Source organism: Bradyrhizobium sp. Rc2d, assembly GCF_900099855.1.
Classification (GTDB): Bacteria; Pseudomonadota; Alphaproteobacteria; order Rhizobiales; family Xanthobacteraceae; genus Bradyrhizobium.
This window is the reverse complement of the sequence record NZ_FNCU01000039.1, coordinates 26,341-49,346: the sequence shown is the minus strand read 5'-3', so window position 1 is coordinate 49,346 and position 23,006 is coordinate 26,341. Positions and strand designations below refer to the sequence as shown.

The 23,006-nt window shown below is 64.8% G+C and carries 21 protein-coding genes; 9 read left to right on the top strand and 12 right to left on the bottom strand.

Features of this window, described 5'->3' with window-relative positions; genetic code table 11:
- Nucleotide 1: 1 nt before the first annotated feature.
- Complete coding sequence (locus tag BLV07_RS33605; protein WP_027550912.1) at nt 2-700, bottom strand: ribonuclease activity regulator RraA; 699 nt, start codon at nt 698-700, stop codon at nt 2-4.
- A 248-nt stretch (nt 701-948) separates the two neighbouring features.
- Between BLV07_RS33605 and pxpB the strand changes: the two genes are divergently transcribed.
- From pxpB to BLV07_RS33590, 3 genes are read left to right on the top strand one after another with little or no spacing between them, the layout of a single operon-like run.
- On the top strand, nt 949-1,680 hold the full coding sequence (pxpB, locus tag BLV07_RS33600) for a 5-oxoprolinase subunit PxpB (RefSeq protein ID WP_091894503.1): 732 nt from the start codon (nt 949-951) through the stop codon (nt 1,678-1,680).
- On the top strand, nt 1,677-2,714 hold the full coding sequence (locus tag BLV07_RS33595; protein ID WP_091894501.1) for a 5-oxoprolinase subunit C family protein: 1,038 nt from the start codon (nt 1,677-1,679) through the stop codon (nt 2,712-2,714). Before pxpB ends, BLV07_RS33595 begins: the two co-directional genes overlap by 4 nt.
- Before the next feature lie 32 nt (nt 2,715-2,746).
- Entirely contained in the window at nt 2,747-3,514 is a 768-nt protein-coding gene (locus BLV07_RS33590) for a LamB/YcsF family protein (RefSeq protein WP_091894499.1), read from the top strand.
- 118 nt (nt 3,515-3,632) lie between these two features.
- Here the strand turns inward: BLV07_RS33590 and BLV07_RS33585 are convergent, their stop codons facing one another.
- The 5 genes from BLV07_RS33585 to BLV07_RS33565 form a co-directional block, all read right to left on the bottom strand.
- Nucleotides 3,633-3,785, bottom strand: coding sequence for a hypothetical protein (locus BLV07_RS33585; protein ID WP_167561251.1), 153 nt, complete (start codon nt 3,783-3,785; stop codon nt 3,633-3,635).
- 205 nt (nt 3,786-3,990) lie between these two features.
- Nucleotides 3,991-5,601 (bottom strand): sulfite reductase subunit alpha, encoded by a 1,611-nt coding sequence (locus BLV07_RS33580; RefSeq protein WP_091894495.1) that lies wholly within the window; start codon nt 5,599-5,601, stop codon nt 3,991-3,993.
- Entirely contained in the window at nt 5,598-7,382 is a 1,785-nt protein-coding gene (locus tag BLV07_RS33575; RefSeq protein WP_176945923.1) for a NirA family protein, read from the bottom strand. The genes BLV07_RS33580 and BLV07_RS33575 overlap by 4 nt, the downstream gene beginning before the upstream one ends.
- A gap of 335 nt (nt 7,383-7,717) precedes the next feature.
- Entirely contained in the window at nt 7,718-8,881 is a 1,164-nt protein-coding gene (locus BLV07_RS33570; protein WP_091894491.1) for a CmpA/NrtA family ABC transporter substrate-binding protein, read from the bottom strand.
- Nucleotides 8,878-9,468 carry an ANTAR domain-containing response regulator gene (locus BLV07_RS33565; RefSeq protein WP_008564898.1) on the bottom strand — a complete coding sequence of 197 codons (591 nt, stop codon included), beginning with the start codon at nt 9,466-9,468 and terminating at the stop codon, nt 8,878-8,880. The genes BLV07_RS33570 and BLV07_RS33565 overlap by 4 nt, the downstream gene beginning before the upstream one ends.
- Before the next feature lie 111 nt (nt 9,469-9,579).
- Between BLV07_RS33565 and rimO the strand changes: the two genes are divergently transcribed.
- A complete protein-coding gene (gene rimO, locus BLV07_RS33560) occupies nt 9,580-10,905 on the top strand; it encodes a 30S ribosomal protein S12 methylthiotransferase RimO (RefSeq protein WP_091894489.1) in 1,326 nt (441 codons plus the stop codon).
- A 102-nt stretch (nt 10,906-11,007) separates the two neighbouring features.
- On the opposite strand, the gene BLV07_RS33555 is transcribed toward rimO, so the two are convergent.
- Nucleotides 11,008-11,949, bottom strand: coding sequence for a hypothetical protein (locus BLV07_RS33555; RefSeq protein ID WP_176945930.1), 942 nt, complete (start codon nt 11,947-11,949; stop codon nt 11,008-11,010).
- Between the two features lie 327 nt (nt 11,950-12,276).
- Between BLV07_RS33555 and BLV07_RS33550 the strand changes: the two genes are divergently transcribed.
- A complete protein-coding gene (locus BLV07_RS33550) occupies nt 12,277-12,918 on the top strand; it encodes a hypothetical protein (RefSeq protein ID WP_091894487.1) in 642 nt (213 codons plus the stop codon).
- Nucleotides 12,919-13,185: 267 nt separating this feature from the next.
- The gene (locus BLV07_RS33545) at nt 13,186-14,382 is read left to right on the top strand and encodes an acetylornithine transaminase (RefSeq protein WP_091894485.1); all 1,197 of its coding nucleotides are present in this window, start codon (nt 13,186-13,188) and stop codon (nt 14,380-14,382) included.
- A 127-nt stretch (nt 14,383-14,509) separates the two neighbouring features.
- On the opposite strand, the gene BLV07_RS33540 is transcribed toward BLV07_RS33545, so the two are convergent.
- The 3 genes from BLV07_RS33540 to pcsA all read right to left on the bottom strand — a co-directional run bounded on the left by BLV07_RS33540 (nt 14,510) and on the right by pcsA (nt 17,075).
- Nucleotides 14,510-15,484 (bottom strand): quinone oxidoreductase family protein, encoded by a 975-nt coding sequence (locus BLV07_RS33540; protein WP_091894483.1) that lies wholly within the window; start codon nt 15,482-15,484, stop codon nt 14,510-14,512.
- Between the two features lie 92 nt (nt 15,485-15,576).
- Nucleotides 15,577-16,311 carry a TerC family protein gene (locus BLV07_RS33535; protein WP_091894481.1) on the bottom strand — a complete coding sequence of 245 codons (735 nt, stop codon included), beginning with the start codon at nt 16,309-16,311 and terminating at the stop codon, nt 15,577-15,579.
- Nucleotides 16,308-17,075 carry a phosphatidylcholine synthase gene (gene pcsA, locus BLV07_RS33530; RefSeq protein ID WP_091894479.1) on the bottom strand — a complete coding sequence of 256 codons (768 nt, stop codon included), beginning with the start codon at nt 17,073-17,075 and terminating at the stop codon, nt 16,308-16,310. The genes BLV07_RS33535 and pcsA overlap by 4 nt, the downstream gene beginning before the upstream one ends.
- 86 nt (nt 17,076-17,161) lie before the next feature.
- Between pcsA and BLV07_RS33525 the strand changes: the two genes are divergently transcribed.
- Nucleotides 17,162-18,346 carry a UbiH/UbiF family hydroxylase gene (locus tag BLV07_RS33525; protein WP_091894559.1) on the top strand — a complete coding sequence of 395 codons (1,185 nt, stop codon included), beginning with the start codon at nt 17,162-17,164 and terminating at the stop codon, nt 18,344-18,346.
- A gap of 250 nt (nt 18,347-18,596) precedes the next feature.
- On the opposite strand, the gene BLV07_RS33520 is transcribed toward BLV07_RS33525, so the two are convergent.
- Nucleotides 18,597-19,550, bottom strand: a complete 954-nt coding sequence (locus BLV07_RS33520; protein WP_091894477.1) for an AEC family transporter — start codon at nt 19,548-19,550, stop codon at nt 18,597-18,599.
- A gap of 106 nt (nt 19,551-19,656) precedes the next feature.
- On the opposite strand from BLV07_RS33520, the gene hspQ reads away from it, so the two are divergent.
- On the top strand, nt 19,657-19,989 hold the full coding sequence (gene hspQ / locus BLV07_RS33515; RefSeq protein ID WP_091894475.1) for a heat shock protein HspQ: 333 nt from the start codon (nt 19,657-19,659) through the stop codon (nt 19,987-19,989).
- A gap of 78 nt (nt 19,990-20,067) precedes the next feature.
- Here the strand turns inward: hspQ and BLV07_RS33510 are convergent, their stop codons facing one another.
- Nucleotides 20,068-20,886: an invasion associated locus B family protein gene (locus tag BLV07_RS33510; protein WP_091894473.1), complete on the bottom strand. Its 819-nt coding sequence runs from the start codon at nt 20,884-20,886 to the stop codon at nt 20,068-20,070.
- Between the two features lie 260 nt (nt 20,887-21,146).
- On the opposite strand from BLV07_RS33510, the gene BLV07_RS33505 reads away from it, so the two are divergent.
- A complete protein-coding gene (locus tag BLV07_RS33505; protein ID WP_176945929.1) occupies nt 21,147-23,003 on the top strand; it encodes an extracellular solute-binding protein in 1,857 nt (618 codons plus the stop codon).
- Nucleotides 23,004-23,006: the final 3 nt, after the last annotated feature.

Sequence of the window (23,006 nt, the reverse complement as noted above, 5' to 3'; positions counted from 1 at the left end):
ATTACTTCTTGCTGGCGGCGTAGCGCGCCTTGGTCTCGGCGTTCATGGGATAGAGGCCCGGCAGCACGGCGCCGTTGTTCACCTCGTTGACGATCCAGGCTTCCATCCGCTCCTGCTCGACGCCCTCGGCGAGCACGTGATCGAGCATCGCCTGCGGGATCAGCACGCAGCCGTCCTGGTCGGCGACCACGATGTCGTTCGGGAAAACGGCGACGCCGCCGCAGCCGATCGGCTCGCCCCAGCCGACGAAGGTCAGGCCCGCAACGGAAGGGGGCGCGGCATAGCCGTCGCACCAGACCGGAAGATTGGTGCCGAGCACGCCCTCGACGTCGCGCACCACGCCGTCGGTGACGAGCGCGGTCACGCCGCGCTTGACCATGCGCGCGCAGAGGATGTCGCCGAAGATACCGGCATCGGTGATGCCCATGGCATCGACCACGGCGATGCAGCCTTCGGGCATCGCCTCGATCGCGGTGCGGGTCGAGATCGGCGACGACCAGGATTCCGGCGTCGCCAGATCCTCGCGCGCGGGCACGAAGCGCAGGGTGAAGGCCGGACCGACCAGGCGCGGCAGGCCCGGGCGCAGCGGCCGCGCGCCGCGCATCCACACATTGCGCAGGCCCTTCTTCAGCAGGACCGTGGTGATGGTGGCAGTGGTGATGCCGGCGAGGGTCTTGCGGGCTTCGGGGGACAGCGACATGGAAACAGACGAGCTCCGGATGGGCGGGAAAGAACGCGCGCATCTTGCGAGCCGCAGCCCTTGCGTCAAGGGCCAAGAGGCTAGCAATAACGCAGGGCCGCTGGGCTATTATGCGACGCGATAACAAGGCCTTATCGCTTCCCCCAGCATTAATTTATTGGACTTGCGGACGCATTTACGCGAAGCAGGAAGAAGCGGAACTCGAACGCCGGGGGCCGCATTCTTCAGAAGCCCGATTTCGACAGCTCATGGCCGCGACGCTTCCCCCGCCCCGCCTTCTGCCCAGTGGCGACAGCGCCGTCACGGTCGAGTTCAGCCGCACCATCGATGACGATGCCAACCAGCGCGTGCTGGCGCTCGACAAGGCGCTTGCAGCAAGCCCGATCGACGGCATCACTGAAGCCGTGCCGACCTATCGTTCGCTGCTGGTGCACTATGATCCCGGCAAAATCGGTTTCGATGCGCTCGGCGACAAGCTGATCGCGCTCGCCAGCCAGAAGTTGCCGCCGGCGACAAACGCGCGCCGCTGGCGCATTCCCGTCGCCTATGGCGGCGAGCACGGCATCGATCTCGAGGATGTCGCCAAGGCGCTGAGCACCACGCCGGACGACATTGTCGCCCGCCACGTTGCCGGCGACTACAAGGTCGCCATGATCGGCTTCACGCCGGGCTGGTCCTATCTCAGCGGCCTCGACAAATCCCTCCATATGTCGCGGCGGCAGAATCCGCGCGTGCTGACGCCGGCCGGCACGATCTCGATCGGCGGCGTCCAGGCCGGGATCCAATGCCTGGCTGCCCCGAGCGGCTGGCACCTTTTGGGCCGCACGCCTGTCAGAACCTATCAGCTCCACCGCAATCCGACCTTCCTCACCGAACCCGGTGATCGCGTGACGTTTTTCGCCATCGACCACAAGACGTTCGAGGAATTGGACCGCGCTGCGGAAGCCGGCGAGATCATCGCCGAGCAGGTGGTCGCATGAGCCGGCTCGTCGTCGCCAGCATCGGCCCTGCAAGCTCGGTCCAGGATGGCGGCCGCCACGGCGCGCAGCGCTACGGCCTGACGGTGAGCGGGGCGATGGACCGGCTGTCGCTTGCTGCGGCAAACACGCTTGTCGGCAACGGGCCGTTTGCGGCCGCAGTCGAGATCGGCCCGTTCGGCGCCTCCTTCACCGCCCGTGATGGTGCCGTGCGTGTCGCGATTTCAGGCGCGCCGCGCAATGCGGATATCGCCGGAAATCCGATCGCGATGGACACATCGGTGACCTTGAAGGATGGCGAGACGCTGACGCTGGGCTTTGCCCGCGGCGGCGCCTTCACCTATCTCGCAATCGAAGGCGCCATCAAGGGCGAGGCGGTGTTCGGCAGCCTCGCCGTGAATGCGCGCGCGGGCCTCGGCAGCCCCTACCCGCGCCCGCTGCAGGCCAGCGATGAGTTCAGCGTCGATGCCGCCAGCGGCGCGAGCGAATTGCGGATCGAGTTGCCGAAGCCCGTGAGCGGCCCGATCCGTGTTCTGCTGGGTCCGCAGGACGACGAGTTCGACGACGCCAACAAGGCGCTGTTCCTGGACAGCGAGTGGAAGATCTCGGCGACCTCCGACCGCATGGGCTACCGGCTCGAGGGCCCCGTGATCAAGCATCTGCACGGCCACAACATCGTCTCCGACGGCACCGTCAACGGCAGCATCCAGGTGCCCGGCAACGGTGCGCCGATCGTGCTGATGATGGATCGCGGCACCTCCGGCGGCTATCCGAAGATCGCAACCGTGATCACGGCCGATGTCGGCCGGCTGGCGCAGACCTCGGCGGGAACCGCGTTCCGCTTCAAGGCCGTCAGCATGGCCGAGGCGCAGGACGAGGCGCGCAAGTTCGCGCAGCTGATCCGCAGCCTGCCCGATCGCCTGCGCTCTGCCGACACCGTCGCGCTCAACATCGAGGCGCTCAGCGATGCTAATGTTGCGGGCTATGCCGTGAGCGCCGTCGACGCCGGGACGTGGCAGGTCGCAACGGAACCGTAAACGGCAACAAAGACCAGAGGCGGAGAGCACCCATGAAGACGATCGATCTCAATTGCGACCTCGGCGAAGGTTTTGGCGCGTGGGAGATGGGCAATGACGCCGCCATGATCGAGCTGGCGAGCTCGGTCAATGTCGCCTGCGGCTTCCACGCCGGCGACCCCGACATCATGCGCCGGACGGTGGAGCTCGCGAAGGCGCGCGGCGTCTCGGTCGGCGCGCATCCGGGCTACCGCGATCTGCACGGCTTTGGCCGGCATCCGATCGCGGGCCTGAAGGCCTCCGAGATCGAAAACCTCGTCGCCTACCAGATCGGCGCGTTGCAGGCGATCGCGACCGCGGCCGGCCACAAGGTTACCCATGTGAAGGCGCATGGCGCCCTCTCCAACGTCGCTTGCGAGGACGACATGACGGCGAAGGCGATCGCCGCCGGCATCAAGGCGGTCGATCCCAGCCTGATCTTCGTCGTGCTCGCCAATTCGAAGCTGGTGAAGGCCGGCGAAGCGGCCAACCTGCCGATGGTGCACGAGGTGTTCGCCGACCGCGCCTATGAGGACGACGGCAATCTCGTCTCGCGCAAGAAGCCCGGCGCGGTGCTGCACGATGCCAACGCGATCGCCGAGCGCGTCGTGCGCATGGTGCAGGACGACGCGGTGGTGTCGGTGACAGGCAAGGTGATCAAGATGCGCACCGACACGGTCTGCATCCACGGCGATACGCGCGGCGCGGTCGAGATCGCGCGCAGTGTGCGTCAGGCGTTGAAGAATGCGGGGATCGAGGTCGCACCGTTCAAGCGCGGGTGAGGCACAACAGGTGCCGTAGGGTGGGCAAAGCGGAGCGTGCCCACCATGTCGATCTCGTGTGTTGAGGGATGGTGGGCACGGCGCGCGAAGGCGCGCCTTTGCCCACCCTACGAGAGCATCAGAACGGATGCACCGAGAGCGTGCCGAACACGATCGCCGCGATGACGGCAAACGCGCTATAGAGCGCGACATGATGCATGCTCGCCCCGGTCCGCCGCGAGAGCGAGCGCGCGTAGAAGTGTAGCCTGGCTTCCGCCGATAGTTCGCGCATGGTCGATCTCCAACGCTCCATTCGCGGGAGTATGAAGGATCAACCAGGGCGGGAGGCAAGACAGCGGCGCAAATAGCGATGCGCCTTCTCTGACGACGCCACATCGCAGATGCAAATTCTCTCTACGTGCGGGTTCCGAGAATCTTATTCGTTCAAATCCGAGCCAGTTGGAACCGGCCCGGATGACGGTGTGGTGACAGCAGGCTTAGTAGACGTCAGCCTGGAAGCGGCCGGTCTTCTTGAGCTCGGCGACGAAACTGACGGCTTCGTCGGTCGAGCGCGCGCCGAACTGGGCGACGATGTCGACCAGCGCACGCTCGACGTCCTTGGCCATGCGCTTGGCATCGCCGCAGATGTAGAGATGCGCGCCTTCGGCAAGCCAGGTCCACACCTCACGGCCGACCTCGCGCATGCGGTCCTGCACATAAAACTTCTTCTCGCCATCGCGCGACCAGGCCAGCGACAGGCGCGTGAGCAGACCCGACGTCTTCATCGCGTTGAGCTCCTCCTGGTAGAAGAAGTCGCAATCGCTGCGCTGGTGCCCGAAGAACAGCCAGTTCTTGCCGGGCGCGCCGGTGGCCTTGCGATCGAGCAGAAAGGCGCGGAACGGCGCGATGCCGGTGCCGGGGCCGATCATGATAACTGGCGTCTTCGGATCCCGCGGCAGGCCGAAGGCGTGTGCCTTCTGCACATAGACGTTGAGCTGCTCGCCTTCGGCAATGCGTTCGCCGAGGAAGGTCGAGGCGACGCCGAGGCGCTTGCGCTTGCCAATGACGTAGCGGACGGAGTCTACCGTCAGCGACAGCTTTCCAGGCGTCGCGTTGTGCGAGGACGAGATCGAGTAGAGCCGCGGCTGGAGCGGCTCCAGCGCCTCGACGAAGGCCTCCGGGTGCGGCCGCGTGCCCGAGAACTTCTGGAGTGCCGCCATGACATCGAGGGTGGCGGCATCGCCATCGGGATCCTCGCCCTGCGCCAGCGCTCGCGCCTTCTCGCGCTGCGCGCCGCCGGTGATGAAGGAGATCAGCTCGAACAGTGTATCGGGCGCCGGCGACAGCGAGACGTCGTCGATCAGCACCTCGCGCAGCGTCTTGCCGTTGACTTTGGTGGTGTGGGAGGCGCCGAGCAGCGCGATGATCTGGTCGACGAGGCCGACATCGTTGCGCGCGAACACGCCAAAACTGTCGCCGACGACGTAGTCGAGCTTGCTCTCGGAGAGATCGAACTCGATGTGATAGGTCTCCTTCTCCGATTTCCCCTTGTTGAGCAGGCGGCGCGACAGAAAGGTCGCGGCAACTGGGTTGTCGCGTGAGCGGCCCGGCTCCGCGATCGTCACGGTCACGGCCGGCGCCGGAGCGTCCGCTTTGTCCGCCGCTTTGGCCACTGCGGCCTTGTCGAGCTCCTCGTACAGGGACTTCAGCATCCGCGCGGTTTCCTTGCCGCCGGGGACGCAGAGGTTGAGCCGCGCTTCGCTGCGGCTCGCGATCGCCTCCGAATAATCGTGGCAATTGTAGCCGCACTGGCCGCAATCCTGCTGCGCCATCGCCGCCATCATCTTGCGGCGCACGGGACGACCCTCGGCGAGCTTCATCCGGTCCGCGATCGGCATGGTCTGGTCGTGCCATGGCGCTTCGCCGTCGTCGCCGTCACCGGCGGCGCCTTGCATGACGGCAGCGCCCTGCTCGGCCGACAGCGGCGCGGCCACGTCAGGCGACAGCAGCCCGGCGAAGAAGCCGTTCAGCCAGGAACGCTGCGCATCGGAGAACGGCGCGCTGGCGGGAATGATGTCGAGTTTCGGCGGAGGCGTGATCTGGTTCATGCGGACACCTGTGCATCGGCAAGCTTGCGCAGGGTTTCGCCGTCATGGCGGCGCGCAAAGGACAGGAAGGTTTCTTCGGGAGACGAGCGATGGGCGATATAGGCCTTGAGCAGTGCTTCGACCGTCTTCGGCGCGTCTTCGGCCTTGAGGTCGTGATAGACCTCCTGCCCGACGTCGGCGTCGGGGCCGAACCCGCCGCCGGTGAAGAGGTGATAGCCCTCGACCGTGTCCTCCTCGCCGACTGGCACGCGCGCGCCGATCAGCCCGATGTCGCTGATGTAGTGCTGCGCGCAGGAATGGTGGCAGCCGGTGACGTGGATGTTGACTGGCTTGTCCATCGCGACGCGCGGCTCGCACCAGTCGCCGATCTCGGCAGCGTGGCGCTTGGTGTTCGCAGCGGCGAAGCGGCAGCCGGCATTGCCGGTGCAGGCGATCAGGCCGGCGCGGATGTGTGAAGCCTCGACCGCGAGCCCGATCTGCTTGATCGCGGCAACGGCGAGTTCGACATTCTCGTCGCGCACACCCGAGATCAGCAGGTTCTGCCAAACCGTCAGGCGGATCTCGCCGTCGCCGAGGTCCCGCGCGACCTTGGCGAGACAGCGCATCTGATCAGAGGTGAGCTTGCCGAGCGTCAGCGACACGCCGATCCAGTTGAGGCCGTCCTGCTTCTGCTTGTGCACGCCGACATGCGCCATGCGGTCCGCGGCCGGCCGCGGCGCAAACGCCTCTTCGGCCACGCGCGTGAACGGCTTCTTCAACCGCTCCTCGACCAGCTTGAGGAAGCCGTCATGGCCCATGCTGTCGAGCACGTATTTCAGCCGCGCCTTGTTGCGGTTGGTGCGGTCGCCATGGTCGATGAACACGCGCACGATGGCATCCGCGACAGTGGTCGCCTGCTCCGGCTTGACAATGATGCCGGAATATTTGGCGAAGTCCTTGTGGCCGGTGATGCCGCCGAGACCAAGCCGGAACCATACCCCTGGCTCGACGCCGAAGCCGTCCTTCACCTCGTAAGCCGTAAACGCGATGTCGTTGGTCTCCTCGAGCACCGCGATCCTGCCGGCGCCGTCGAAGGCGACGTTGAACTTGCGCGGCAAGCCGTAGAGCGAGCGATCGTTGAGGATGTGATAGTGCCACTCGCGCGCATAGGGCCGCGTGTCGATCAATTCCTGCGGATCGATGCCGGCCGTCGGCGTTCCCGTGACGTTGCGGATGTTATCGGCGCCGGAGCCGCGCGAGCACAGGCCGAGATCCTGGATGCCCTCGATCAGCTCGACCGCATGCTTCGGTGGGATCTCGCGGAGCTGGAGATTGGCGCGCGTCGTGACGTGGCTGTACGGGCCGCAGAGCTCGTCGGCGAGATCGGCAAGGCCGGACAGCTGCCAGTGTTTCATGATGCCGTTGGGAATCCGCAGGCGGCTCATGTAGGAGTCCTGCGTCGGCGCGACATAGAAGATGCCGTAATAGCGCCAGCGGAAATTGTCCGCCGGGGTCGGCGGCGTGTTGTCGAGCGCCTGCTGGCGCAGCCGCGGATAGGCATCGAAGGGATGCTCGTCGCGCTTGAATTTCTCCTGGTCGGCGAGCTTCTTGCCCGACGCGATGACCTTGTCCTGCGCCTTGATGTGCACGGCGTCGGGACCGGTGGGCTCGGCGTTCGCCTTGCCGGCACTGCTGCCGCCGAGACCGCGACCGACCCGGCTGATCTGCAGACCGGTCGTGAAGCCTTCGAGATAGCGTTTCTGCTCGTCGGTAAAGTCGACTGCGAGCGTATCGATTTTCATGGTCGGTAACGAAGCTCCTGCGGCCACCGAGGTGGCATCGACGGAAATTGGCGCGACCCGAAAGGCACCTTGCTGGCTCGAGAGCCGGCCTAGCCACCCAACGGTCCGATCAGCTTCGTTGCTGCGGGACTTGGCTCAGCAGTCACCTGTGACAAGCTGGCCGCAGTGCAACATTCAAGTTGCGTGCCAGCTTCCACGAAATGAAAGATGTCGTGATTTCGAGGAGTTAGCTGAGATCCCGGAACATTCCGGCCCAGAGTGGCTCATGAAATTCGAGCACTTGGCTCAAAATTTAGTCGGTTAGCCAAATTGCCTAAAACTTATGCAGCGACGAATCAGGCCTTCCAACGCCCCACTTCGAAGGCCTCAAGGTGCCCCAAAATGTTGTTGGCATCGAATACAGGCCCGGCGAAGGCCCCAAATGCCGCCGGGGCCTCCTCGGGCGGGCGGCGGCCGAGGGCCGCGTCGTAAAGGTCGGGCCTGAACACCGCCATGGCGGTCTTGACGCCATCGGGGCTCAAGGCCGCCTGCCCCCACCGCACCATCTGCGCATAGAGCCAGGCGGCCTGGACCGGATCGGGGCGCCCTGCCTCCTCGCGTCCGACCAGGAGATAGCGGCCGCTCTCGCGGAAGGTACCGTCCGGCGAAATCTTCAGGCGTCCCGTGAGGGTGCGCTGGACGACTTCGGCATCGACGCCGATCCGCTCGGGTTGCGCCAGAATCCGCGCCGCTTCGATCCGGTTTTCCGGATGCTCGATGAACTCGGCCGCCTTCACTGCCGCGCGCACCAGGCTAGCGACCACGTCCGGATGCTTGTCGGCCCAGACCTGGCGGACGGCCAGGACCTTCTCCGCCGCGCGAGCCAGGATGTCGGAGACGAAATGCAGGATGTGGCCGATGCCGAGATCGACCGCGATCGAGTTCCAGGGCGCACCGACGCAGAATGCGTCGACATGGCCGCTCTTGAGACTGTCGACCATGTAGGGCGGCGGCAGCACGACGAGGCGCACGTCCTCATCGGGATCGACACCGGCCGCCGCCATCCAGAACCGCAATTGGTAATTGTGGGTCGAGAACGGGAAGGTCATGCCGAAGGTCAGCGGATCCGCGCCGGCCTTGCGGCGTTTGGCGACCACTCGCGCCAGCGCCTTGGCGGTGGCGAGCGGATCGAAGCGGTCGCCATCGATCTCCTCCATCAGCGCCGTATGCAGCGCCGGCGAGACCGTGATCGCGTTGCCGTTGATGCCGAGATTGAAAGGCGCGGCGATCGGCACCTTGACGTGGCCGAGCCCGAGCGAGGACGCGATCGCCACCGGCGCGAGCAGATGCGCGGCGTCGAACAGGCCGATATTGAGCTTGTCGCGGACGTTGGACCAGGAGACCTCGCGCACCAGCTCGACGTCGAGCCCTTCGGCGGCGGTGAACCCCTTGTCGACGGCAACGATCAGGGCGGCGGCATCGACCAGCGGGATGAACCCGATGCGGAGGGGAGCAGTCATTTCAGCATCTCCGACGCGGTGATGATCGACTGCGCGATCTCGCCGATTTTCTTCTTCTCGCGCATCGCCGTGGAGCGCAGCAGCACATAGGCCTCGTCCTCGGTCAGCCCCTTCACCTTCATCAGGATGCCCTTGGCGCGTTCGATGATCTTGCGGTCCTCGAGCTGCGACTTGGTGCGCTCCAGCTCCTCCTGCAGCTTGGCGAAGGCGTTGAAGCGAGACACGCAGAGGTCGAGGATCGGCTTGATGCGCTCCTTCTTCAGCCCATCGACGATGTAGGCGGATACCCCCGCCTCGACCGAGGCCTGGATCGAGGCGGAATCGCTCTGGTCGACGAACATCGCGATCGGCCGCTTCACGGCGCGGCTGACCTGGAACATCGCCTCCAGCACGTCGCGGCTGGGGTTCTCCAGATCTATCAGGATGATGTCGGGGTCGACCGCATAAATACGGGCAAGCAGGCTCTGCATCTCGCGGATATGGACGACCTGCGTGAATCCGGCCTCCCGCAACCCCTCCTCCAGGATCGCAGCCCGGATCGGGCTCTCGTCGACGATCACGATTTTGGGCGACTGTTCGGCGCTCATAGCTCACTCACCACCAGTGATTCATCCATAGCACGCCGGAACGCCCTGCAAAGGGTTGTAATTGTGGGCAATTGGGACTAGCTCAGGCCCGTCAATCAGGCAGTTTTAGATATGGATCAGACGGCTGCGCCCAAGGTCAGCTTCGTATCGCTCGGGTGTCCCAAGGCATTGGTGGATTCCGAGCGCATCATCACGCGCCTGCGCGCCGAGGGCTACGAGCTCGCCCGCAAGCATGACGGGGCCGACATCGTCATCGTCAACACCTGCGGCTTCCTCGACAGCGCCAAGCAGGAATCGCTGTCGGCGATCGGCGAGGCCATGGCCGAGAACGGCAAGGTGATCGTAACAGGTTGCATGGGTGCGGAACCCGAGCAGATCGAGCAGGCCTATCCCGGCGTGCTCTCCATCACCGGCCCGCAGCAATATGAGAGCGTGCTGGATGCCGTGCACCGTGCGCTGCCGCCGGCCCACAATCCGCATCTCGACCTGGTGCCGCCGCAGGGCATCAAGCTGACCCCGCGCCACTACGCATACTTGAAAATCTCCGAGGGCTGCAACAATCGCTGCACCTTCTGCATCATCCCGAAGCTGCGCGGCGATCTCGTCTCGCGCCCCGCCAACGATGTGCTGCGCGAGGCCGAGCGCCTGGTCGGTGCCGGCGTCAAGGAATTGCTGGTGATCTCGCAGGACACCTCGGCCTATGGCGTCGATCTCAAATACGCCGAGAGCCCGTGGAAGGATCGCCAGGTCCGCGCCAAATTCCTCGACCTCGCGCGCGAGCTCGGCGAGTTAGGGGCCTGGGTCCGGCTGCAATATGTCTACCCCTACCCCCATGTCGACGAAGCCATCGCGCTGATGAATGCGGGCAAGGTATTGCCCTATCTCGACATCCCGTTCCAGCATGCGAGCCCCGAGGTGCTGAAGGCGATGAAGCGCCCGGCGGCGCAGGACAAGACGCTCGCGCGCATCAAGCGCTGGCGCGAGGAATGTCCCGATCTCGCCTTGCGCTCCACCTTCATCGTCGGCTTCCCCGGCGAGACCGATGCCGACTTCGCCTATCTGCTCGACTGGCTGGATGAAGCCGAGATCGACCGCGTCGGCTGTTTCAAATACGAGCCGGTTGCCGGCGCCACATCGAACGCGATCGAGAACCCCGTGCCGGAAGAGGTCAAGCAGGAGCGCTACAACGCGCTGATGGCCCGCCAGCAGAAGATTTCCGCGCGCAGGCTGAAGCGCAAGGTCGGCACGCGCCAGCAAATCATCATCGACGAGGTCGGCCCGACGGTGGCCAAGGGCCGCTCCAAGGCCGATGCGCCCGAGATCGACGGCGCGGTCTATCTCTCCAGCCGCCGCCCCTTGCGCGTCGGCGAGATCGTCACCGCCAAGATCGAGCGCGCCGACGCGTACGACCTGCACGGCAGCGTCGCGGGGTTCTGATTCCGTCATTGCGAGCGCAGCGAAGCAATCCAGAATCCCTCTACGGAAAGATTCTGGATTGCTTCGTCGCAAGGGCTCCTCGCAATGACGGCGTGGATGCAGTCAAACCAGCCATTTCGGCACCCAGCGCTCCGGACGCGGTGCGCGGGCGAGATCGGCCTGTGCCTCGGATAATTTTGCCGGCTCGCCGGCAATGGTCGGACGCACATCGTATTCGAAACTCGGCATGATCCGGCCGTCGGCATAGAGCCCGAAATGCATCGCGTACCACAGTCCGAGCTCGGGCTGCGCGCGGCGCATCTGTTCTCGCAAATCGCGCAGCAGGGATTCGATCGAGGCCGCTTCCTCGAATGGCTGCGGCACGCGCGAAAGGACGCGCGCCTCGTACTGCTTGCCGACGATTGCGATCTCGAAGCGCGTCTGGTCCCAGGGCTTCTTGCCCTTCGGCAGATGCGCCGCGAGCCGCCAGCCGAGCTCGACCATCAGGCGGTGATTGGCCCAATAGTCCTCGCGATCGCGGCTCCACTTCTCCACGAAGCCGCGGAAGTCGGGCAGCTCCGACGATATTTCGTCGGACGTCGCTCCTTCGCCTGTCGGCCGGCCAGCGAGCCACTGCGCGAGTTCGACCGTCTGGCACTCGACTTCGTCATGCGGCTTCAGATCGCTCCAGGCGTTGTCGAATTGCTGCGACGTCAGTTTTGCGAGCAGCCCGTCGAGGCTCGGCGCCAGCAATTCGTAGTCGCCCTCCGATCCCAGCCCCACGATCGGCGGATTGTCGCGGTCGAGACCGGCGCCATACCAGCCGCCGACTGCCGAGCCATCCGGCAACCGCATGAACAGCGAGAACCTGTCGCGCAAGGGACTGCCGTCGACGATCGGCGCATGATCGGAGAATTGGCCCTGCAGCGAGAAGCAGCCGACGCTGCCCCAGGGCCGCCCCTTCAGCCATCCGGCGAAGTCGAGCAGCAGGGATGGCGCCTCGATGCCCGGCGGAAATGCGCCGCGAATGCTGTCGAGGTCGATTGGATAAGGCGTGTCGGACAAGGCTGAAACTGTCTGGTTGGTCCCGTCCCTCTTGGTCTGAGCCGCCATGCGTCCGGTTCGAACCAATTCGCGTGCCTCGATCACAAACGCGCCAGCGGCGCGATGGTTTCTGCGGGTCGAGCGATGAAATGGGATAAAACGGCCGGTATTGGGAGCGGACTGCATGTGCCGGCGCTCTGATCCCATCCGCATCTTCGTGGTTTCCGCTGCCGCGATGCAAAGCGCGCGACGGCACGCGCGAGCAATGTGACACTATAGTGCATTCACGCAGGGGTCACGGACTCGGCCTAACTCTGCCCGCGCTTTCAACGCGAGCGAGGAATGAGGATGAGCCGTCTCTCGGACATGCTGCGCACGCAGCGCTTCGACGATTATCGCTTCTACCACCAGAGCACCGTCAACCAGACGCTGCACCTGATTAGCGCCGTGATTTTCCTCGGCTGCTACGCGCTCCTTTTTAAGGATCCGGCGCTCGCGGGCCTGATCGGTTGGCTCGCGATGCTAACACGGCAAACCGGGCACTTCTTCTTCGAGCCGAACGGCTATGACGCCGTCAACGACGTCAGCAACGAATACAAGGAAGCGGTCAAGGTCGGATACAACCAGACCCGCAAGATCATCCTGCTCCTGGTCTGGGGCAGCGCGCCGATCGCGCTGTACGTCTATCCGACGCTGTTCGGTCTGTTCGTTCCGCCGGCCGATCGGTTGGACTTCATCCGCCACGTCGGTGCGCTCTGGCTCGCCATCGGCATCGGTGGAGGGCTTGCCCGCATGATCCAGCTCTTCGCAAGGCGCGACGTCACGACCGGACTGGTGTGGATGTTCAAGGTGCTGACCGATCTGTTCCACAACATCGCGTTGTACTGGTCATCGCCGCTCAAGCTGATGCGCGGCGAGCTCATAGACACTGCGATTGCTGACGCGGATTGGGGTGACGACGGCGCCGAAAAGGCTGCGCATCCGACCTGACCGATGCACGCCGGGCGAGTGTTTCGCAAACCGTCCGCTTGACAAGCCATGCCGTTCGGCTGTAGGGACGCGCCCCATGATCAACTCTCGGACCCACCGCCGCGCAGCTTTCCGTCGTCGCACCCGCGACGATGATGGGTTGCGCCATGTCCGACGACGCCGCTGATCGTCTGAATTCAGCAGAGTTTTCGAGAAGGCCGCACCCGCAAAGTGCGGCCTTCTTGCTTTTTCGCGCGTCTTTTCCACCCGCCTCCAGAGGAGTTCGACATGACCACCGCCACCCATCCGTATGATGCGCTGATGGACATCACTGCACGGCCCAAGGCCGTGTTCGTCCGCGGCGCCGGCTCCTACCTCTGGGACGACAGCCGCAAGCGCTATCTCGATTTCGTGCAGGGCTGGGCCGTCAACTGCCTCGGCCACTCGCCGCCCGCGATCGCCGATGCGCTGGCCGCGCAGGCCAAGCGGCTGCTGACGCCAAGCCCGGCGTTCTACAACGAGCCGAGCCTGAAGCTTGCCGAGGCGCTGGTCGATGGCAGCGCGTTCGATCAGGTGTTCTTTGCCAACTCGGGCGGGGAAGCCAATGAGGGCGCGATCAAGCTGGCGCGCAAATACGGCAGCCTGCACAGGAACGGCGCGTTCGAGATCATCAGCTTCGAAGGCGGCTTCCACGGAAGGACGCTTGCGACCATGTCGGCCTCCGGCAAGAAGGCGTTCGAACCGCTGTTCGAGCCCAAGGTCGCCGGCTTCAAGAAGGCCAAGCTCAACGACATCGCCTCGGTCGAAAAGCTGATCAACGACAACACCATCGCTGTCATGCTCGAGCCGATCCAGGGTGAATCAGGCGTGTGGCCGGCGAGCGATCAGTTCCTGCAAGAGCTGCGCGCGCTCACCGAGGCGCACGGTCTGCTCTTGATCTTCGACGAGATCCAGACCGGCATGGGCCGGACCGGAAAGCTCTTTCACTACGAGCACACGGGGATTTCGCCCGACATCATGACGCTCGGCAAGGGCATCGGCGGCGGCGTGCCGCTCGCCGCTCTGCTTGCGACCGAACGCGCCTCCTGCTTCGCGCACGGCGATCAGGGCGGCACGTTCAACGGCAACCCGATCATGTGCGCGGCGGGGCTTGCGGTGCTTCAGGAGGTCAGCAAGCCCGACTTTCTGAAGAGGGTCACCGAGACCGGCCTCCTGCTCGAAAGCGAGTTGCAAAAGGTCTCGGCCCGGCATGGTCTCGGCGGCGTGCGGGGACGCGGGCTCTTGCTCGCGCTCGACCTCAAGCTGCCGATGGCGCCCGGCATCGTTGCGCAAGCGTTCGAAGCCGGCGTGCTCCTCAACGCGCCACAGCTCGACACGCTGCGGTTCATGCCGTCGCTGAACGTCACGAAGGGAGAGATCGCCGAGATGATCGATTGTCTCGACGGGATTTTGACCAAGGCCGGCGCGGCACGGCGGGTGGCGTGAGGTTCGTCATTGCGAGGAGCTCGCGACAAAGTTGCGAAGCAATTTTGCGCTGATGCGACGAAGCAATCCAGTCTGCCTCCGTGGAAAGATTCTGGATTGCTTCGCTTCGCTCGCAATGACGGAAGAACTACGGCTTCAAGATCGACGCGCCCGTCGTTTTGCGGCTTTCCAGATCGATATGCGCCTTCGCGGCGTCCTTCAGCGCGTAGGCGTGGTTGATCGGCACGTGCAGCTTGCCGTTGATGACGGCGGCGAACAGCGTGTCGGCGCCTTCCAGCAATTCCGAGCGCTTGCCGACATAGTCGTTGAGCTTCGGCCGCGTCGCAAACAGCGAGCCGTGATTGTTGAGCTCGGCGATCGCGAACGGCGGCACGGGGCCGGAGGCATTGCCGAACGAGACGAACATGCCGCGCGGCTTCAGGCAGGACAGCGAGCCCGGGAAGGTCGCCTTGCCGACGCCGTCATAGACGACGTCGCAACCCTCGTTGCGGCTGATCTGCTTGACGCGCGCGACGAAGTCTTCCTCGTTGTAGAGGATGACGTGGTCGCATCCATTGGCCTCCGCAAGCTCGGCCTTCTCGCGCGAGCCGACGGTGCCGATGACGTGGGCCCCGAGCGCGCTCGCCCATTGGCAGGCCAAGAGGCCGATGCCGCCGGCAGCGGCGTGGATCAGCACGCGATGATGCGGCTCGACCTTGAAGGTCTTGTGCAGGAGATACCACACCGTGAGCCCCTTCAGCATCAGCACGGCGCCCTGCTCGTGGGTGATGTGGTCGGGCAGCTTGACCAGCTTCTCCCAGGGGATGTTGCGCTCGCCGGTATAGGCACCGAGATTGTGGTAGTAGGCGACGCGGTCGCCGGGATGGAAATGCGTCACGCCGGGCCCGACCGCCGTGACCTCGCCCGAGGCCTCGTTGCCGGCGATGAAGGGCAGTCCCGGCGCCTTGTAGAGGCCGGTGCGGTAATAGACGTCGATGAAGTTCAGACCGACCGCATGCTGGCGGATGCGCACTTCGCCCGGGCCCGGCGCCGGCACGTCGACGCTCTCATAGACCAGGGCTTCAGGGCCTCCGACCTGGTGCACACGGACGGCTTTGGTCATCACCTGACCTCCTCGTTGTCTTGCTCTCGGCCTACTCGCGAACAAGCGAAAGACATCGCGCCCGCCTTGTCAACTCGACGCAATTGGAACGGCTAAACCGACGGCGCGCCGGCTTTCCTGCGGTTGCGCTTGGCCAGCACGTTGAAGAATTCGACTGCCGCCGAGAACGCAATCGCGAAATAGATATAGCCGCGCGGAATGTGGAATTGGAATCCATCCGCGACCAGCGCGACGCCGATCAGCACCAGGAACGCCAGCGCCAGCATCTTGGTGGTCGGATGCTCCGCGACGAATCGCGACACCGGGCCCGACGAAATGTACATGATCAGGCAGGCGATCACGACGGCCGCGATCATGATCTCGATGTCCTGCGCCATGCCGATCGCGGTGATGATCGAGTCCAGCGAGAACACGATGTCGATGATCACGATCTGGACAATCACCCAGAAGAAGGCGTTGCCGGCGGACTTCTCGTCGCCCTCGCCGTCATCGGCTTCGACCTCGCCGTGGATCTCGTGCGTTGCCTTGGCGATCAGGAACAGGCCACCGCCAATCAGGATGAGGTCGCGCCAGGAGAAGTCGTAGCCGGCGAACGAGAACACCGGCGCGGTCAGGCCGATCAGCCAGACCAGGAGGCTGAGCAGGATGATGCGGAACACCAGCGCCAGCGCGAGCCCGATCTGGCGGGCGCGGTGCGCCTGCTTCTCCGGAATGCGCGAGACGATCACCGACAGGAAGATGACGTTGTCGATGCCGAGCACGATCTCGAGCGACGTCAACGTCAGCAGCGCGGCCCAGGCTTCGGGGCTGGTGAGGAGATGCATCATGCGAAGGATTTTACCAGGCGTATCAGGGCATCGCTGAAGCTGATCCAGAGCGCGATGGCACAGAGCACCACAGTCACGCCGGTGCCGACGCGGAAATCCATCTCCAGCACGTAGAGGCCGAGCAGCGCCCAGATCGCGATCAGCGACATCGTCAGCCAGCGCAGCCGCACGACGCGGACCGGATGCAGCACGTGGAACGGCACGAAGGTCAGCACGACGAGCGCGGCGACCAGCAGCGTCGACAAGAGCGGCGGCCAGTGCAGCAGGAACAAATAGAACGCTGCCGCATTCCACAGCGCCGGGAAGCCGCGGAAATGATTGTCGTCCGCCTTCATGCGCAGATCGGCGAAATATAATGCGCTTGTGACGATGATGGCGACACCGAGCAAGGGCGCGGCGACCGGCAGCAACAGCCCGCTCGCCACGATCGCGTAAGCCGGCACGAAGACATAGGTGACGAAGTCGACCACGAGATCGAGCACGTCGCCCGACCAGTTCGGCTGCACGTTCTTGACGTCGAGTCGGCGCGCGATCGGACCATCAATCGCGTCGATGATCAGAGCTACGCCCAGCCACTGAAACATCGCCGCCCAGTGCTCGCGCACGGCCTCCAGCATCGCCAGCAACGCGACCGCCGCACCGAACGCGGTGAAGATGTGCACCGAGAACGCCGCAGCGCGGATCGCGGGGGTGGGCTTCAGGGAATCCTCTTGGCTGTCCATGGCTTCTGCTACCAGAACGAGACCGATTTGCACATCCGCCATTGCGACGCGCGGCCGCGCAATTCGTCATAAAATCAAGCAAAATCAGCGGGCTTGAATTTGCCGCGGGCCATGTCAAATGTCGTTCCATGACAGACGCATCGACACTCCATGACACCGCCGTGATCGGCGGCGGTCCGGCGGGACTTGCAGCGGCGATCGCATTGGCGCAGGCGGGTGCGCGGACCGCGCTGGTGGCGCGGCGCGTGCCCTATGCCGACAACCGCACCACCGCGCTGCTCGGTGCCTCCGTCGATCTCCTGGAGCGCCTCGACGTCTGGTCGCGCTGCAAGGACAAGGCGGCCGCGCTCGAGGTCATGCGGCTCGTCGACGATACCGGCCGGCTGTTCCGTGCCCCGGAGGTCCGGTTCTCCTGTCACGAAATCGGTCTCGACACGTTCGGCTACAACATCGACAACCGTTCGCTGATGCTGGCGCTCGAAGAACGCGCGGCCGAACTCCCCCAGCTCGTCCGTTTCGACGACGAGGCGGAAAGCATCTTGATCGAAGCCGGCGACGTCGCCATCCGCACAGCCTCGGCACAATTCCTCTCGGCCCGGCTCGTGGTCGGCGCCGACGGCCGGCACTCGCTGTGCCGCGAAGCTGCCGGCATCGCGGTGACGCGGCGCGAGCTGACGCAGACCGCGCTGACCTTCAACGTCGCCCATGCGCGGCCGCACCGCAATGTCTCGACCGAGTTCCACACGCCGCATGGTCCCTGCGTGTTCGTCCCCCTGCCCGGCGACCGCTCCAGCATCGTCTGGGTCGCGGCCCCCGCGGAGGCCGAACGGCTGCGCGGCCTGAGCGACGAGGAGCTGTCCGCCGCGATCGAGAAGCAGTCGCATTCGATTCTGGGACGCATGACGGTCGAGCCCGGGCGCAACCTGTTCCCGCTGGCGATCGAACGTCCAAAATCCTTTGGCCGCGACCGTATCGCGCTCGTCGGGGAAGCGGCCCATGTGGTTCCCCCGATCGGCGCCCAGGGCCTCAATCTCGGCCTGCGCGATGCCGCCGACATCGCCCGGCTCGCGGGCGAAGCCGTCGCAGCGGGCCAGGATCCCGGCATGGACGAGGTGCTGAAGCGCTACGACCGGGCGCGGCGTCCGGACATTTTGAGCCGCACCTTTGCGATCGACATCGCCAATCGCTCGCTGCTCAACGATTTCCTGCCGCTCCAGCCGGTCCGCGCCGTCGGCATGCACCTGCTCGGCGCCATCGGCCCGCTCCGGCGTTTTGCGATGCGCGAGGGCCTGACGCCGACGTGGCGGCGATAGGGAGTCTACCAAGCCTGAATGGCGCGAGGGTGAATTCACGGCGGGTTCGGTGCACCTCTCCCGCTTGCGGGAGAGGTCGGTGCGTAGCACCGGGTGAGGGTTTTCTCCGCGTCGGGATTTTCTCCGCCCTCTTCCGACAATCCCCAACGCGAAGACACCCCCTCCCCAACCCTCCCCCGCAAGCGGGAGAGGGAGCGCACCTAGCGTGCGGCAGACGGCGAAGCTCTATTCGATTGCGCTCCAAACCCGCTCATGGAAACGTCAGCCGGCCGCTCTGGATCGCCCACATCACGCTGGTCAGCGTGACCACGGATGCGAACGTGCCGAGCAGCACCGCGACGGATGCGGATTCGATCCAGGCATCGTTCTGGCGGGCGATCACGAACACATTCAGCGCCGGCGGCAATGAGGCCATCAGCATCGCAGTCGCGGCCCAAGGCTGCGCGAACGGGCCGAACGCCAGCATCAGGCCGAACGCCGTGAGCGGATGGATCAGCAGCTTGACCGCGATCACGCCCGGCACCTCCCACGGCACCCGGTCGAACGGGCGCAGCGCCACGGTCACGCCGAGCACGAACAGCGCAGTCGGGGCAGCAGCGTTCTGGAGGAAGGTGATGGTGCGATCGAGCGCGACCGGCAGCTCGATATGCAGCGCCGCCACCGCCGCCCCAAAACAGGCCGACATGATCAGCGGGTTGAGCACGATCTGCTTCAGCACCACGCCGAAGGCGTGCACGAGCGAGGGATGGTCGCGGTCGGACAGCTCGATCAACAGCGGCACGATCGTGAACAGGAAGATGCTGTCGCAGCAGAAGATCAGCGCGGTCGGCGCCGACGCCTTCGGCCCGAGCACCGCGAGCGCCAGGCCCGGCCCCATATAGCCGATATTGCCGTAGCCGCCGGAGAGGCCGGCGAGCGTCGCCTCGCGCAGCGACAGCCGGCCGAGCATCTTGCCGACCACCAGCGCCAGCGCGAACGCCGCAACCGTGGACAGCGTGGTCGCGACCAGAAACGGAGGATTGTTCAATTCCGCAAACGGCGTCTTCGACATGATCGCGAACAACAGCGCCGGGAGCGAGACGTAGAGCAGGAAGAAGTTCATCCAGGCGAGGCCCGATTCCGGCAGGGATTTGGTCTTGCCGCAGGCGAATCCGACGAATATCAAGCCGAAATAGGGTAGAGCCAGATTGAGGATATCGACCATTATTGAAGTGTTTTCTGAAGACTTGGGGGCTATGCGCCCCTGACGCGAAGGTTAATTCCGGATAAGGCCACTAGCATCGGCCACAATCCTGGTCTATCGACGGGGGATGATTAAAGCGCGGACAGCCAAATTCCAGATCGGACAGGTCGTGCGCCACCGGATCTTCTCGTTCCGGGGCGTGATCTTCGACATCGATCCGGAATTCAACAACACCGAGGAGTGGTGGCTGTCGATTCCCGAGGAGGCGCGGCCCCACAAGGACCAGCCGTTCTACCACCTGCTCGCGGAGAACGCGGAGTCGGAATACGTCGCCTATGTCTCGGAGCAGAATCTGTTGCCCGACGATTCCGGCGAGCCGGTCCGGCATTCACAGGTCGCCGAGATCTTCATCAAGGACAAGGCCGGCGGCTATCGCCCACGCAACCCGTCGCTGAACTGAAATTCGCCGTCAGCAAGCGGTCAGTAAAAAAAGGCGCTCGAACCGAGCGCCTTTTTCATGTTTGGGATGCGGTCCCGATTACTTCTGACCGGCCGCAGCTGTGCCGGGAGCCGTGCCCTGCTGCTCGAGCTTCTTGCGCTGCTCCTCGGCCTTCTTCTGAAGCTCTTCCTGGAGCTTCTTCTGGGTTTCCTCGAACACCTTCGGATCGGTCGGCGGGCCGTCATAGGCCTTCTGGAATTCGCCGGCGAGCGGTAGCGGCAGCGTCAGCGGCGCGCCGTTGGCGTTGATCGCCTGGACAACGAGATTCTGGCCCTTCTTCATGCTGTTGATGAGCTCGGGCGTAGCCTCGTAGTCGGACATGCAGCCGTTCTGGAAGCAGATCACATACGGTTGCTGCAGCGGCGCGTTGCTGTCCACGATGATGCGGGTGCCGTGCACGAGCTGCATGCCGAGCGGCAGCGTCACGCGCAGGATCTTCTTGGGCTCGCCTTCCGGCTCGATGATCACGGCGGCGATGACCGGCTGGCCCGACTCGATGCGGCCGTCCTTGCCGGTGAAGCAGACCTGCTTGGCATTGGCGTCCTGGCCCTTCAGGCAGAACTTGGTCCAGGGGGCATAGATCAGCTGGATCTGCTGATCAGCCGGCTGGGCTGCGCCCTGCTGCGCCGGAGCGCCCTGAGCGGGAGGCTGCTGGGCCTGCGGAGACGCTGCGGGCGCCGGAGCCTTGGGGGCAGCCTTCGGAGCGGCTTTTGGGGCCGGAGCCGCCTTGGGGGCACCTGGGGCCGGCGCCGGGGTCTGGGCCTCGGCGGCAAACGGAACGGCCAACGCCGTCGCCGTCAACAAGGCGAGAAGTCGCCCGCGCGGCCGGACGGACGCGGCCAAGTAACGAAAATTCATTGCGGAAAACCCTTTCTGAACGGGAAGTGCCCGAACCGCTCCGAAGCGCCGAACCTGGCCGCCTTGGGCGCGGCTCTCTCCCCGTCAATTGAGGCGGATAAGTGACGGGCTCGGCGCTCTTGCGCGATTGACCGCCTTCTTAACGTGGCCGACGAAAAGATCAATGCCGACAAGCGTCTTTGGCCACATCCACGGCTGCACCCAGTGAAATTCCCTGTGATAGGATTCAGGCCCGCCGGTCCTCGAATCAACGTGTGCCGATGTTCATGTTCCCGCGCCTCTTCGAGGGCCCCGGACGCCGCCTTTGCCGTCTCGCCCCGGCCCTCGTTTTGGCCCTCTCCGTCGGGCTGTCGGCAGGCGGCGCGCGTGCCGAGGAAGCCCATGCCATCGCCATGCACGGCAAGCCGGCGATGCCTGCCGATTTCACCCACATGCCCTACGCCAATCCGGATGCCCCGAAAGGCGGACGCATGACCTGGGGCGTTCTCGGCACCTTCGACAGCCTCAATCCCTTCATCGTGAGAGGATTGGCCGTGCAGCAGGTGCGGAGCTATGTGGTCGAGAGCCTGCTCGCGCGCGGCCAGGACGAGGCGTTCACGCTTTATGGTCTGCTCGCCAGGACCGTCGAAACCAACGACGACCGGACCTTTGTCACGTTCCACCTCGATCCGCGCGCCCGCTTCTCCGACGGCAAACCCGTGCTTGCCGAAGACGTGCTGTTCACCTGGCAGCTCTTGCGCGACCACGGCCGTCCCAATCACCGCCAGTATTACGCCAAGGTCACGAAGGCCGAGGCGCCCGATCCCCTCACCGTCCGCTTCGACCTCACCGACGCCAATGACCGCGAGCTGGCACTGATCCTCGGCCTGATGCCGATCCTGCCGAAGCATGCAGTGGACGTCGCCAGCTTCGAGGAGACGACGCTGACGGGCCCGGTCGGCTCCGGCCCCTATCGCGTCACGGCAGTGAAGCCAGGCGCCAGCGTGACGCTGACCCGCAATCCCGATTATTGGGGCCGTGATTTGCCGATCAATCGCGGGCTCTACAATTTCGACGAGATCAGGCTCGACTATTTTCGCGAGGCCAACGGCCAGTTCGAAGCCTTCAAGCGCGGCCTCTATGATTTTCGTGTCGAGCACGAGCCCCTGCGCTGGCACGACGGCTATGACTTTCCGGCCGCCAGAAGCGGCGAAGTGATCCGCGACACCATCAAGCCGGGGGTGCCGCAGCCTTCCGAATTCCTGGTGTTCAACACCCGCCGACCGATCTTCGCCGACATCCGCGTGCGCAAGGCGCTGACGCTGCTGTTCGATTTCGAGCTGGTCAACCGCAACTATTTCTTCGGGCTCTATTCGCGCGTCGCCGGCTATTTCGCCGGCTCGGAACTATCGGCCTATGGCCGCCCTGCGAATGCGCACGAGCGTGAGCTGCTGCAACCCTTCGCCGCGCAGATCCCGCCCGACATCATGGACGGCAGCTACCGCTTGCCGGTCACCGACGGCTCGGGACGCGACCGCGCCACGCTGCGCGCCGCGCTGAAACTATTGTCAGAGGCCGGCTACGATCTCGACGGCGGCGTGATGCGCAACCGCGCGACCAAGGCGCCCTTCACCTTCGAGATCATGGTCACGACCCGCGACCAGGAGCGCGTCGCGCTCGCCTTCCAGCGCGACCTCAAGCGCGCCGGCATCGAGGTGGCCGTCCGCTCGGTCGATCCTGTCCAGTTCGACCAGCGGCGGCTCGCTTACGAGTTCGACATGATCCAGAACCGCTGGGACCAGTCGCTGTCGCCCGGCAATGAGCAGTATTTTTATTGGGGCAGCGCTGCCGCCGACAATCCGGGCACCCGCAACTACATGGGCGCCAGGGATCCCGCCGTCGATGCCATGATCGCCGCCCTGCTGGAGGCCCGTGAACATACGGATTTCGTCTCGGCGGTGCGCGCGCTCGACCGCGCTTTGATCGCGGGCTTCTACACAATCCCCCTGTTTAACGTATCCGAACAATGGATCGCGCGCTGGAATCGGATAGAACGGCCCAAGGCCACTTCGCTGTCCGGCTATTTGCCGGAGACCTGGTGGTCGAAGGGGCAGCCGCAAGCTCATCAAGCAAAGTGACGC